10 protein-coding genes and 1 pseudogene are annotated in these 13,454 nt (G+C 68.6%); 4 read left to right on the top strand and 7 right to left on the bottom strand.

Translation table 11 applies throughout. The annotated features are described in order from the left end of the window. Positions 1–359: 359 nt before the first annotated feature. A complete protein-coding gene (locus DIE12_RS02290; RefSeq protein ID WP_124519686.1) occupies positions 360–1,304 on the top strand; it encodes a GIY-YIG nuclease family protein in 945 nt (314 codons plus the stop codon). 187 nt (positions 1,305–1,491) lie between these two features. Next, a pseudogene (locus DIE12_RS38450) lies at positions 1,492–1,626 on the top strand (multidrug ABC transporter ATPase); the annotation flags it as partial. A gap of 28 nt (positions 1,627–1,654) precedes the next feature. Here the strand turns inward: DIE12_RS38450 and DIE12_RS02300 are convergent. After that, positions 1,655–2,809 (bottom strand): acyltransferase, encoded by a 1,155-nt coding sequence (locus DIE12_RS02300; RefSeq protein ID WP_124519687.1) that lies wholly within the window; start codon positions 2,807–2,809, stop codon positions 1,655–1,657. On the opposite strand from DIE12_RS02300, the gene DIE12_RS02305 reads away from it, so the two are divergent. Further along, complete coding sequence (locus tag DIE12_RS02305) at positions 2,793–3,017, top strand: hypothetical protein (protein WP_124519688.1); 225 nt, start codon at positions 2,793–2,795, stop codon at positions 3,015–3,017. The genes DIE12_RS02300 and DIE12_RS02305 overlap by 17 nt on opposite strands. A gap of 151 nt (positions 3,018–3,168) precedes the next feature. Further along, a complete protein-coding gene (gene pip, locus DIE12_RS02310) occupies positions 3,169–4,101 on the top strand; it encodes a prolyl aminopeptidase (RefSeq protein ID WP_044843979.1) in 933 nt (310 codons plus the stop codon). An 81-nt stretch (positions 4,102–4,182) separates the two neighbouring features. Here pip and DIE12_RS02315 read toward each other — a convergent pair whose 3' ends face one another. From DIE12_RS02315 to DIE12_RS02340, 6 genes are all read right to left on the bottom strand, one after another. Next, complete coding sequence (locus tag DIE12_RS02315) at positions 4,183–4,455, bottom strand: hypothetical protein (protein WP_124485046.1); 273 nt, start codon at positions 4,453–4,455, stop codon at positions 4,183–4,185. 172 nt (positions 4,456–4,627) lie between these two features. After that, positions 4,628–5,704, bottom strand: coding sequence for a transglutaminase family protein (locus DIE12_RS02320; protein WP_124519689.1), 1,077 nt, complete (start codon positions 5,702–5,704; stop codon positions 4,628–4,630). After that, positions 5,698–8,304 carry a circularly permuted type 2 ATP-grasp protein gene (locus DIE12_RS02325; protein ID WP_124519707.1) on the bottom strand — a complete coding sequence of 869 codons (2,607 nt, stop codon included), beginning with the start codon at positions 8,302–8,304 and terminating at the stop codon, positions 5,698–5,700. Before DIE12_RS02325 ends, DIE12_RS02320 begins: the two co-directional genes overlap by 7 nt. Positions 8,305–8,516: 212 nt before the next feature. Then, on the bottom strand, positions 8,517–11,945 hold the full coding sequence (locus DIE12_RS02330) for a DUF2126 domain-containing protein (RefSeq protein WP_124519690.1): 3,429 nt from the start codon (positions 11,943–11,945) through the stop codon (positions 8,517–8,519). Positions 11,946–12,039: 94 nt separating this feature from the next. Continuing rightward, positions 12,040–13,014, bottom strand: coding sequence for a transglutaminase family protein (locus DIE12_RS02335; RefSeq protein WP_124485049.1), 975 nt, complete (start codon positions 13,012–13,014; stop codon positions 12,040–12,042). Between the two features lie 8 nt (positions 13,015–13,022). Next, on the bottom strand, positions 13,023–13,454 hold a 432-nt coding region (locus DIE12_RS02340), incomplete at its 5' end, for an alpha-E domain-containing protein (protein WP_148092714.1).

Genomic DNA, 13,454 nt, shown 5'->3' on the forward strand with positions numbered 1-13,454 from the left:
GCCAGGATCGCAACGCCGAAGCGCCCCCTCGGCAAAACCGTGTGACCTGCGATCGGATCCGCTGAACTGCCCTGCTCACGAAGGCTGGTCAGCCAGGAATATATGCAGTTGACGCGTACATGTCGGTGCCCGGAGTCGATGCGATACTCGGACGTTCGCGGTAGTCTACGTGCGAATGGCCGCTTCTGGCGGCGGATTCAACCGGTCGATGCTGACCGACGAGGCAACCAGTTGAATCGGCAACCAAGAGCAGCCGCCGATTTTGCGGTCTTTACGCGTTCTTGGAGGGACTAAAGTTTGCGGTGTCGGAGCGACGGTCGCTTGCCGTCATCGTCGGTATGCAGTTACAGTCGAGTCCCATGTTTGAAGACCTACTAGACCTTCTAAAGAACGCCGGTGTCGATCCAGCCGCACAGCAAATCACTCTGATGCGCCACAAGGATAAGCGGTATCCCCTCGTGAAATATATCGGCACGCGCGCACTGAATCTGTATCAGGCGATGCAGCCCAGAGAGATGCCCGTGGGAAGCCTGCTCGTAGCGTTTTACGGCAATCGGCCCGGCCATGCCCTGCTTCTGGGCGTCTGGCGTGTCGACGGTGTGCTGTCGCCCGGCGAGGCGATTCGTCGGGGACTACTTGAGGGAAGCTTTGAGCCGTTGCACGAGAACTGGGGCGGCTACTACCACGATTTGCGCGAACTCGATCTGCTTGCCGATCTGCGTTTGAAGCTCGAAATCGAGTGGACCGGAAAGGAAGTGGCCTGGCGGCGTGTCCTGCGACCGGAGAAAACCCAGCGAGTACGCCGGACAACCAACTCACCAATCGAGCAAATTGCGCACGAGGCAAAGCCAGGCTCCTGCAGTCAATTTCCTATGCGGATGGGCCGCCGGTACAGCGTCACCGCACAGCTCGAATCGGCGGTGCCGTTCCAGGGACTCACTGGTGTCTCACTCGTTATGGCGGAACTGCGGATCGCACTGCGTGACGCAGCCTGGCAACAGGGGTTGGCTGGCGTGTCCGGAATCTATCTGATCACGGACGAGCGCGGCGGCCAACACTATGTGGGTTCGGCCTCCGGCGCACAAGGGGTGCTACAGCGTTGGAGCAACTATGCGACCACAGGACACGGAGGCAACAAGCTGCTTGCGCAGTTGCTCGCCGCTACGCCTGGACGCGAACTGGATCTCCGGTTCACGCTGCTCGAAGTGTTGCCGGCAGATACATCCCGCCAGGAGGTGATCCGGCGCGAATCGTATTGGAAAGTCGCGCTGGGTTCGCGCACATTCGGTCTGAATCTGAACTGATGCAATCAGCCGGAAACAGCCTCTACGGAACGCTGACCGCAGCGAGACGTGCACCCAAATGGCGTACTACTCTCTAATTTCAGGCGGCAAGCCCCACTCCGCGATGTCGCCCCGGAAGCGTTGCTGACCTCTGACCGTCAGCTTCGGGTAGGAATGCAGCCGCGCCAACGGCATGTTTCCCTGATAGCGCGACGACGACAGCTACTCGGATACGGGCAAGCGAACCGCGCGCACGGTCGTCAAATACGACGGCAAATCGTACGGGATCGACATGTTCAGTACCTTTTGGTATTCGCCCGAGGCGCTGAAGCGTTTCAAGTGAGGCCGCAAGCGGGTCACGCCAGGCCCGCCTACTCCGCCACCTTCGGCCCGATCGGATCTGCCGGCGGCGCCGGCATCCGCAACGCGTCGCCACGCATGCGTCGCGCCTCGCGCGCCGTATAGCGATCCTTCAACCGCAGGAACGGCTTCTCGACGAGGAAGTAGCTGGCCATCGCGGCCAGCAGCGCCCACACGATGCCGAGCGGGAACGCGTGCGGAACCGCCAGATCCGGGTTCGCGAACGGCTGCTGCCACAGATACAGGCTGAACGAGATCGAGCCGACGAACACGATCGGCGCGGCCCGCAGCCACCGCGCGCACCAGAACTCGCTGCGGAAATTCAGCACGACGATCACGATCGCGATCAGCGCGGCCTCGAGCGTCACGCCGTAGGTCGCATTCCAGAAGCCGCCGAGCCGATGTTCGGCAAGCGGCATCCCGAACAGCACGATGAAGACGAGCGCCGTCACGATGCGCGTCTCGCCGCGCCACGAGCCGATCCATGCTTCGAGCCGTTCGCGTTCGAGCGCCGCGTAGCAGCCGATCAGGATCGGATCGACGCCCGTATGCAGCATCATCCCGAGTTGCCCGCGCAGCGCCGGCGCGACGAAATACGTGAGCGCGCGCACCAGCGGCACGGCCAGGATCAGCGCGGCCAGCCAGCGCGTGCCGCGACGGCGGGCGCCAAACACGAACAGCAGCGGCCAAAACCAGTAGAACTGCTCTTCGAGCGCGAGCGACCAGAAATGCCCGAGATACCACGCGCCGTCCGGGTGCAGCACGTTGTCGCCGCTCAGCCCGAACCATGCCGAGTAATTCCACAGATGCAGCGCCGCATACAGCCACTGGCGGCGCCCGACGTCGAGCCAGCCGACGGCGGCGAGCACGCCGACGGTCGCGAGATACACGTAGCACGCCGGCCAGATCCGCAGTGCGCGGCGCACATAGAACGACGTCAGCGCGACCCCGCCGGTGCGCGCGCACTCCGCGCGCAGCACGTTGGTGATCAGGAAGCCGCTGAGGACGAAGAAGATCAGCACGCCGAGCCGGCCGTCGGCGACGAGCCGCAGCGGCGCGAGCCAGCCGGTATAGCCGCCCGGCAGCACGCGTTCCGCATGGCCGACGACGACCATCGTGACCGCGACGGCGCGCAACCCGGTCAGTTGCTTGACGCGATGGTTCATCGGTTCGTTTCCCGTTGGCACGGCGGAGGAACGGAATGAAGGTCGGCGCCCGCGATCGGTGCGCCGATATGCCGCCGGGATTTTGTCTGAAAAATATCCGAATGAAATTGCTCAAAAAATTCCGCCGAGCATGCCGGCCGCAATGCCGCGCCGTGCAACCGGCATCGCCATCGCCATCGCACGCAGCGGCCGCAATGAATGGGCATAATGACAAGCCTTGCCCGGCGGCCGCCGGGCCGATGCCGACACAACGAATCTGCGGCGCCGCAATATCCGCGATACCGGCGCCGCCGTATTCCGATCGCCCACCGGCCCGTGCCTCGTCCGCCGCCCTGCCGACCCTCACCCGGAGCCTGCCTGTGTACCCACCGATCGAACCCTACGCCCACGGCCACCTCGACACCGGCGACGGCCACCGCATCTACTGGGAGCGCTGCGGCAACCCGTCCGGCAAGCCCGCGGTGTTCCTGCACGGCGGCCCGGGCGCGGGCTGCAGCCCCGACCATCGCCGCCTGTTCGATCCCGAGCGCTACGACATCCTGCTGTTCGACCAGCGCGGCTGCGGGCGCTCCACACCGCATGCGAGCCTCGACAACAACACGACCTGGGACCTGGTGGCCGACATCGAGCGGTTGCGCGAGATGGTCGGCGCGCAACAGTGGCTCGTGTTCGGCGGCTCATGGGGCAGCGCGCTCGCCCTCGCCTACGCGCAAACGCATCCGCAACGCGTCAGCGCACTCGTCGTGCGCGGCATCTTCACGATGCGTCGCGCGGAGTTGCTGTGGTACTACCAGGAAGGCGCGTCGTGGCTGTTCCCGGACCTGTGGGAAGAATTCCTCGCGCCGATTCCGCAAGCCGAGCGCGATGACCTGATGGCCGCGTACCATCGCCGGCTGACGGGCGACGACGAAGCCGCGAAGCTCGAAGCCGCGCGCGCATGGAGCCTCTGGGAAGGCCGCACGATCACGCTGCTGCCCGACCCGGCGCTGGCCGCGCACTTCGCGGACGGCCACTACGCGCTCGCGTTCGCGCGGATCGAAAACCACTACTTCGTGAATCGCGGGTTCGTCGAGGAAGGCCAGTTGCTGCGCGACGCGCATCGCCTCGCCGGGATTCCGGGCGTGATCGTGCAAGGCCGCTACGATATCGCGACGCCCGCACGCACCGCATGGGATCTCGCGAAGGCATGGCCCGACGCGAGGTTCGAGATCGTGCCGGATGCCGGACACGCATACAACGAACCGGGCATCCTGAAGGCGCTGCTCGCGGCGACGGACCGGTTCGCGGCGTAAGCGCAAGCAACGCAGCACATACCGCGCAATACCACGCGGCGCGCGGCAGCCGGCCATGCCGGCCGGCGCGCGCCGCCCCGCTCAGAGCGCCGCTTCGACGATCGTGCGGCCGCTGATCGCCCGCTCGACGAGTCGTTCATCGCCAACCTTGCGGATCGCATCGTCGAGCAACCCTTCCGGCTCCTCGGTCGCGACCTTCAGCAGGCCCGACAGGCCACGCGCGTCGAGCACCACGAGCGTTTCCATCGAATCCGCACGGCTCACGAGCACGCGGCGGAACGCCGGGCCCGCGCCGAAGCTCGCGCAAAGCTCGATCGTCTCGTTGCCGAGCGTGTAGTCGAAGTTCTTGATCATGTCTGCCGCCGTTGCAAGGGAATGGCGACGCGCGACGGCGCGGCGCCGTGACGTCGACGCACCCGTGCGTGCCGCCGGCGCCGGATCGGGTCCGATCCGTTCGCCGGCAACACCATGCTAGGCGGGCAGTATTAACGACGACTTAAACGTCCGGCGACCGGCGCGTCAGGCCTTAGAGCGCCTCATCGAGCGGCTCGACCGTCACACCGACCTTCAGCTCCTGATCCGCGCCGCCGCCGCGAATCACGCCGCGCAGCGGCGTCACGTCCGCGTAGTCGCGGCCGATCGACAGCATCACGTAGTCGTCGCCCGGCGCGCGGTCGTTGGTCGGGTCGAGCTGCAGCCAGCCGCCGTCTTCTGGCCACGCCGGGTCGTACACGTCGACCCATGCATGCGATGCGTCCGCGCCGATCAGCCGCGGCTGCCCGGGCGGCGGCTGCGTCAGCAGATACCCGCTCACGTAGCGCGCGGCGAGCCCGAGCGAGCGCAGCGCGCCGATCATCACGTGCGCGAAATCCTGGCAGACGCCCTTGCGCAATCGCAATGCATCGAGCGCCGTCGTCGTGATGTCGGTGCTGTTCGGCGTATACGCGAAGTCGGCGTGAATCCGCCGCATCAGGTCCCATGCGGCCTGCACGAGCGGCCGCTGCGGCGTGAAGCTGGCGGCCGCATACGCAGCCAGTTCGGGATCGCACGCCACGTGCGGCGACGCGAACACGAACTCGCTCGCCGCGTCGTACGGCTGCCCCGCGCGAAACCGCAGGCGGTCACGCACGGCTTCCCATGCGGTTGCGTGCTCGGGGTCGGGATGCGCGATCGCGGGCGGCGGCGCGCCGCGTGCGCCCTGCGACCAGACGGGCGGGCTCACGCGCACCGTGCTGCGGCTGCGCACGAGCAGCGCATCGTGCGGCTGGTTCAGCGCGAACGATGCGCGCGCGTTGCCGAACGCGTCGATCTCGGTGCCGACCGTTTCCGGTCCGGGTTCGATGTCGAGCGCGAACGACAGCACCTGCTGGCGCGGCGTCGCGAGCGGCTGCAGCCGCGCCTGGTGCTGGGCCGATTCGACGCGCGCCGCGTAGCGATATTCGGTGTCGTGCGTGACGCGCAGGACACGACCGGCCGACGTCGTCGGCGTGGCCGACGTGGCCGATGCATTCGAGGCCGCGGGCACGACCGCCGCCGCTGTCTGCTTCGCACTGCCGGGGGCGGCCGCGGGCGGCGTCTTCGCCGCGTGTTTCGGCGTCACCATAGCGTCCTGCCCGCCTCGCGAACGTGGCTGAAATACCGCTCGCCGATCCGGTTCGACAGATCCCACACGGCCTTCACCGTCGTGTCGAGCGCATCGAGCAGCGCGTCGTGCCGACCATCATCTCCGGTTTCACACAGTTCGTGCAGCGACCACGCGGGCACGTCCGGAATCGTCTCGGCCAGTTCGGACAGCGCATAGCCCTCGCTGCGCTCGACCTTCGTCAGCCGGCCGCGCAACGCCTGCACGACCCAGCCGAGCGAGCGCGGATTGTCGGTGTCGAGCACGACGAGCGACAGCAACGGCGCGACGTCGAAGCCGCGCTGGAAGCGCGAGCGGAACGTGATCGTGCTGTCGAACAGCTCCAGCACGAGTTCGAAGCCGTCCTGCCGGTGCACCGCGCCTTCGTCGAACGCGAACTTCAGCACGCTGCACAGGAAGTCCAGCCGGTCGATCTGCCGCCCGATCGACAACAGCCGCCAGCCGTCGTCGCGCGTCATGTTGTCGGTCTGCGCGCCGGTGATCGCGCCGAGCAGCAGCCCGAGGCGCTCCAGCAACTGCAGCGCCTCGTTGCCGATCTGCTCCTCGGCTTCCGGATGATCGGCGCTGTCGGCGAACAGTTGCGTCGCGTCGTCGATCAGCCGCCACTGATCGCTCGACAGCCGTTCGCGGATCGCCGCAGCCGCGCCGCGCATCCCGAACAGGCAGGACGCGATGCCCGACGTGCGGTCCGCGCCGCGCGTCAGCGACGTCGCGAGCGCGTACTGGAACGCACGCGGCGCATCGACGGCGTTCGGCGCGTCGGGCGCGATCAGGCCGGTGTCGCGGCACAACGTGTCGATCAACTCGAGATGCGCGGGACTGTCGACGTCGTCCTCGCCGCGCAGCCGTTCGAGCGCGGCGCGCGCGAGACGCATCAGGTTGGTCGCGCGCTCGGTATAGCGGCCGAGCCAGAACAGGTTCTCCGCCGCGCGGCTCGCGATCGCGCGCGGACGCTCGACCAGATCGTCGGGGCCGAGACGCGTCTGCAGCAGCGTCGTCGAATCGACGATGCCTTCGGTCATCACCCACGTATCGACCGTGCTGCCGCCGCGCGGCATCGGCGCGTTGAACAGCGTATCGCGCGTGCCGACCCGCGATAGTCCGCCCGGCAGCAGCCGCCAGCGCTGCGCGCCGTCGGCGAGCGCGAACACGCGCAGCAGCAGCGGCTTCGGCACGATGCGCGCGCCACCGCTGCCGTCGGACGCGTCGTGCCCCGGCCAGGTCGGCGCCTGCGACAACGGCAGGTCGGCCTGCACCGTGTAATGCTCGGGCCGGGCCAGGATCCGCGCACGCCATTCGGCCAGCTGCGCCGGCGTGAGCCGCGCGCCGATCACCGGGTCGAACGCGTCGCCGGCCTGCACCTCGGGCGGATACGACGGCTTCACGATGCTGCGCGCAAGCTGCGGCAGCGCATCGCCGCACGCGGCCGCCTCGCCGCACCACCACGAATGCACGGCCGGCAGCGTCAGCGTTTCGCCGAGCAGCGCTTCCGCGAGGCGCGGCATGAAGCCGAGCATGCCCGGCGACTCGAGGAAGCCCGAACCCGGCGCATTCGCGAGCAGCACGTTGCCCGCCCGCACGGCCTGCAGCAGGCCCGGCACGCCGAGCATCGAATCGGGACGCAGTTCGAGCGGATCGAGCCACGCGTCGTCGACGCGCCGCAGGATCCCGTGCACGGGTTCGAGCCCGCGCAGCGTCTTCAGGAAGACGCGGTTGTCGCGCGCGGTCAGGTCGCCGCCCTCGACGAGGGTGAGGCCGAGGTAGCGCGCGAGATACGCATGCTCGAAGTAGGTCGCGCTGTGCGGCCCGGGCGTCAGCAGCACGATCCGCGAATTCTTTCTGGCGGGACTGAGCGCCTGCATGCTCTGCAGCAGCGACCGGTACGCGGAAGCGAGCCGCTGCACGCGCAGCCCGCGGAAACCGCGCGGAAAGAGCCGCGACACGATCAGCCGGTTCTCGAGCAGATAGCCGAGGCCGGACGGTCCCTGCGTGTGCTGCGCGACGATCCGCCATTGGCCGTCGGGGCCGCGCGCGAGATCGAACGCGACGACGTGCAGCCACGTGTCGCCCGGCACGCGTGCGCCGCGCATCGCGCGCAGGTAGCCCGGGTGGCCGGTCACGAGCGCGGGCGGCAGCAGCCCGCGCTGCAGGATCGTCTGCGGTCCGTACAAATCGGCCATCGTCGCGTTCAGCAGCCGCACGCGCTGCAGCACGCCGCGCTCGATCGCGACCCAGTCCTCGGGCGTGACGATCAGCGGCAGCAGGTCGAGCGACCACGGGCCGGCCGCGCCGTCGCCCGCGCGTTGTTCGTGGAGCTGGTAGAACAGGCCGTTCTCGCGCATGCGGCGCTGCAGCGCGTCGGCGCGGCGGTCGAGGTCGGCCACGCCGTCGCTGCCGATCGACGTGAAGAAGCTGCGCCATGCGGGGGCGAGCAGCGGCGCGGTGAGGCCGGCGGCACTGCCGCGCAGTTCGTCGTAGCGGCCGGCCGCGGCCGGCGCCGCGAGCGCGGCGGCCAGTTCCGCGGCGTCCGGCTGCGCGCCGGTATCGAAAAGCGTGGGCATCGCGTCGGCGTCGGCGAGATCGTCGGGGTGAATGGGCGGCACGGTCGGTATCGTTCCGTCGTCAGGGGGCAGCGGTGCCCGCGCGCCGCCGCACCGTCGTCCGGGCACGGCAGACGCGGCGGGCGGCCGCAGTCTGCCCGCATCCTAGCACTCCTCCCGGCGCGCCGGGAGGTCGGAAACCGCGCATCGTCGTGCGTCCTTTCATCCGACGATCAGGGCCGTCGCAGGTCGAGCGTGAACGGGAATTCACGGCTCGGCGCGGCGGCCGCCACGTCCATCCGCCCCGGCGTGTGCCCCATCGCGACGAAACGCGCGAGCCGGCGGCTCTCGGCCTCGTACGCGTTGACCGGGAACGTCGCATAGTTGCGCCCGCCCGGGTGCGCGACGTGATACCGGCAGCCGCCCAGCGAGCGCTGCAGCCACGTATCGACGATGTCGAACGTGAGCGGCGCATGCACGCCGATGGTCGGATGCAGCGCCGACGGCGGCGCCCACGCCTTGTAGCGCACGCCCGCGACGTATTCGCTGACGGTGCCGGTCGGCTGTAGCGGCAGCGCGCGGCCGTTGACGGTCACGACGTGACGGTTGTCGTTCAGCCCGGTCACGCGCACTTCGAGCCGTTCGACCGACGAATCGACGTAGCGCACCGTGCCGCCGTGCGCGCCCTCCTCGCCCATCACGTGCCACGGCTCGAGCGCGCCGCGCAGCGACAGCTGCATCCCGTTCACCGCGATCTGGCCGAACAGCGGGAAGCGGAATTCGAAATGCGGCGCGAACCACGCGGAATCGAACGCGAAACCGGCGTCGCGCAGCTCGGCCAGCACGTCGTCGAAATCCATCTTCAGGAACGCGGGCAGCATGAAGCGATCGTGCAGCGCGGTGCCCCAGCGCGTGAGCGGCGTCGTATACGGCGCGGCCCAGAAGCGCGCGACCAGCGCGCGCAGCAGCAGTTGCTGGACGATGCTCATCCGCGCATGCGGCGGCATCTCGAACGCGCGCAGTTCGAGCAGGCCGAGCCGCCCGGTCGACGAATCCGGCGAATACAGCTTGTCGATGCAGAATTCGCTGCGGTGCGTGTTGCCGGTCACGTCGATCAGCAGGTTGCGCAGCACGCGGTCGACGAGCCACGGCGGCATGTCCTGCCCGTACAGCAGCTTGTTGCGCTGGATTTCCGCGAATGCGATGTCGAGCTCGTAGACCTGGTCGTTGCGCGCCTCGTCGACGCGCGGCGCCTGGCTCGTCGGACCGATGAACAGCCCCGAGAACAGGTACGACAGCGACGGATGGTTGTGCCAGTAGGCGATCAGGCTCGCGAGCAGGTCCGGGCGGCGCAGGAACGGGCTGTCGGCCGGCGTCGCGCCGCCGAGCACGAAATGGTTGCCGCCGCCCGTGCCGACATGCCGGCCGTCGACCATGAACTTCTCGCTGGACAGCCGCGACTGCCAGGCGGCGTCGTACAGGAATTCGGTCTGGCCGACGAGTTCGTCGAAGCTCTTCGCCGGATGGATGTTCACCTCGATCACGCCGGGATCGGGCGTGACCTGCAGCAGCTTGAGCCGCGCATCGCGCGGCGGCGGATAGCCTTCGAGCACGAGCTTCACGCCGAGGGCCTGCGCGGTCAGCTCGATCGCCGCGAGCAGGTCGAGATAATCCTCGAGCGCGGCGAGCGGCGGCATGAACAGGTACAGGATGCCGTTGCGCACTTCTGCGCACATCGCGGTACGCGTGATCCACGCGGCCGATTCGAAGCGCTCGGGGTGGCGCTGCGGGTCCTGCGCGGCATGCGCGTGCCGGTCGCCGGCGGCGCTGCCGGCGCTGCCGGCGCTGCGCAACTGCATGACCGTTTGCGCGGACGCTTCGCGATGCACGCCGGCCAGGTAACGCGGCGCGTCGGCCGCACCCGCATGACGCGCACGGAACGCGGCCGCGTCCGGCAGCGCGTCGCGCGGCGCGAACGGATCGCGTTCGACCAGGTACGGATAGTCGGCACCGGCGACCCACGGCAGCGAATCGAGCGGCAGCCGATAGCCCATCGGCGAATCGCCGGGCACGAGGTACATCCGTTCGTCGCGGAAGAACCACGGGCCGGTCTGCCAGCGCGGGCCGTCGAGACCCGGCGCGTCGTCCGTGCGCTTGATCGGCAGCACGTAGCCGACCACGCTGTCGAGATGCTGGTCGAACACCTTGCGCAACCGCGCGCGCTCGAGCTCGTCGTCGAGGCGCGAGTCGAACGGATCGACGTTGACGGGCAGCCGGCGCTCGCGCCACAGGTAGTACCAGACATCCTCGTAGCCGGGCCGCACGAATTCGTCGGTCAGTCCGAGGCGCGCGGCCAGCGCGTCGATGAAGCGCTTCGCGTCCTCGGTCGTGCACGCGGACGGCTCGCGCTCGTCGGCGAACAGCGACGGGTCGTGCCACACGGGCTGGCCGTCGGCGCGCCAGAAGATCGACAGCGCCCAGCGCGGCAGCTGCTCGCCCGGATACCACTTGCCCTGCCCGAAATGCAGGAAGCCGCCTTCGCCGTATTCGGCGCGCAGCCGCTGCACGAGTTCGGTCGCATAGCCGCGCTTGGTCGGGCCGAGCGCATCGGTGTTCCATTCGGCGCCGTCGCGATCGTCGATCGACACGAAGGTCGGCTCGCCGCCCTGCGTCAGCCGCACGTCGCCGGCCGTCAGCGCGCCGTCGACCTGCGCGCCGAGCGTGCGCACGGCGTCCCATTGCTGCTCGGTATACGGCTTCGTCACGCGCGGCGATTCGTACACGCGCGTCACCACCATCTCGTGCTCGAACGACACTTCGCATTCGTCGATCAGCCCCTCCACCGGCGCGGCGCTGGTCGGCTGCGGCGTGCATGCGAGCGGGATGTGCCCTTCGCCGGCGAGCAGGCCCGAGGTCGGATCGAAACCGATCCAGCCCGCGCCCGGCAGGTAGACCTCGCACCACGCGTGCAGGTCGGTGAAGTCGACCGACGTGCCGCTCGGGCCGTCGAGCGCCTTCACGTCGGGCGTGAGCTGGATCAGGTAGCCGGACACGAAACGCGCGGCGATGCCGAGATGCCGGCACAGCTGCACGAGCAGCCACGCGCTGTCGCGGCACGACCCGGACGCGAGCTCGAGCGTCTGCTCGGGCGTCTGCACGCCCGGCTCCATCCGCACCAGATAGCCGATGTCGTGCTGCAACTGCTGGTTCAGCGCGACGAGGAAGTTCACGGTGCCGGCCGGCGTGCGGTCGACGCCGTCGAGATACGCGCGGAACAGCGGCGCCGCGCTCGTCTGCGGATCGCAAGCGAGGTACGGCGCGAGTTCGGTCTTCAGCGCATCGTCATAGCTGAACGGGTATTGCTCCGCGCTGGCTTCCAGGAAGAAGTCGAACGGGTTGTACACCGACATCTCGGCAACCAGGTCGATCGTGATCTCGAAGTGTTCGGTGCGCTCCGGAAACACGAGCCGCGCGAGATAGTTCGAGAACGGGTCCTGCTGCCAGTTGATGAAGTGCTGCGCGGGCTCGACGGTCATCGAATACGCGACGATCGGCGTCCGGCAGTGCGGCGCGGGCCGCAGCCGCACGATCTGCGGCCCGAGGTTGACGGGCCGGTCGTAGCGGTAGCGGGTGGTGTGATGCAGCGCGACGTGAATGGGCATGGGAGAGGCCGCTCGGTTCGGGTTGGACCGGCCGCGCGCGCCGCGTCGCCGTCGCTGCGGCGGCACGGCACGGCGGGTTCGGAGAAGGTATGCGTCAGACCAGTTCGGGCGACTGCACGACGCTGATCTCGATGCCGACGGCGCTCGCGCCAATCCCCGTCACCGGTTGCGCGTCGCGATAGTCGAGGCCCACGGCGATGCGCACGTAGCGCTCGTCCGGGCAGCGGTTCATGAACGGATCGAAGCCGACCCAGCCGAGCCCTTCGACGTACGCCTCGGCCCACGCGTGACCGGCCGGCTGCTGCATCAGCGCGACGGCCTGCGGCTGCGCGCCGAGTGCCGCCTGCGGCAAGCCCTGCGACTGTGCGGCATGCGATGCTCCGAGCACCTGCTGCATGCCGTCGCCCGTCTGCAGCGCGAGCGCTTCCTCGGCATCCTCGTCGCTCGCGCTCTGCTTCGCGTCGGCGATGCGCTGCATCGCGCTGTCGGCGAGCACGTAGCCCGAGATGTAGCGCGCGGGCACCTTCAGCGCGCGAGCGGCCGCGATGAACGCGTGCGCATGGTCGCGGCTGGTGCCCTCGCCGCTTTGCAGCGCGGTTTCGGCATCGACCGGCGCGTCGGCCAGGTTCGGCGCGTATGCGATGCGGTCGTGCACTTCCGTCATCAGCCAGTGCAGCGCATCGAGGCTGTGCGGCTCGATCGGCAGCGCCTGCGTGAGCTCGCGCACGGTGTCGCCGGCCTTCGTGAGCGCGGTCTCGCGCTCGAAGATCCACGGCGGCGCATAGCCCTCGGGGTGGCCGAGAATGCCCGCGCGGTCCTGCGTCTCGACGACGCCGGCCGCGACCACGACGACCTCGTTCTTCGCGCCGCGGTCGTGGCGCACGAGGTCGATCCGGTTGCCGAATCCGTCCGCATAGGAAAGCGTCGGCTCGACGCCGTCGATCGTGACCTGCCACGCGCGCACCGTCTGCCCGGGCCCCGATTGCGGGCGCAGCCGCAGCCGTTGCAGCGCATGGGTGGCTTGATCGTCGAACTGATAACGCGAGATGTGTCGGATGGCGAGTCGCATGGCAAGTCTCAGTCGAAGTTGTAGGCCTGGGCGATATCGATCCCCAGGCTGTTGTTGCGGCCGATGAAGTCGGTCAGGAACTCGTGCAGGCCGCTCTTGAAGATCCGCTCGACCGAGGTGTCGGACAGCATCTGCAGAATCTTCGTGGCCGTGTCGTGACACGGGTGTGTCACGCCGTAATCCTTCGCGAGCAGGTTCAGGCTCGACACCACGCGCCCGTAGCAATAGCGCAGCGAGCGCGGCATGCGGCCGTTCAGGATCAGATAGTCGGCGATGTTCATCGGCTTGTACTGCACGTCGTACACCCAGCGATACGACCGGTGAGCGGCCACGCAGCGCAGGATCGTCTCCCACTGGTAGTTGTCGAGGATCGTGCCCACGTGCGACACCGACGGCAGCAGCAGGTGGTATTTCACGTCGAGGATCCGCGCGGTGTTGTC

Origin of the sequence: Burkholderia sp. Bp9015 (assembly GCF_003853505.1) — a bacterium.
Classification (GTDB): Bacteria; Pseudomonadota; Gammaproteobacteria; order Burkholderiales; family Burkholderiaceae; genus Burkholderia.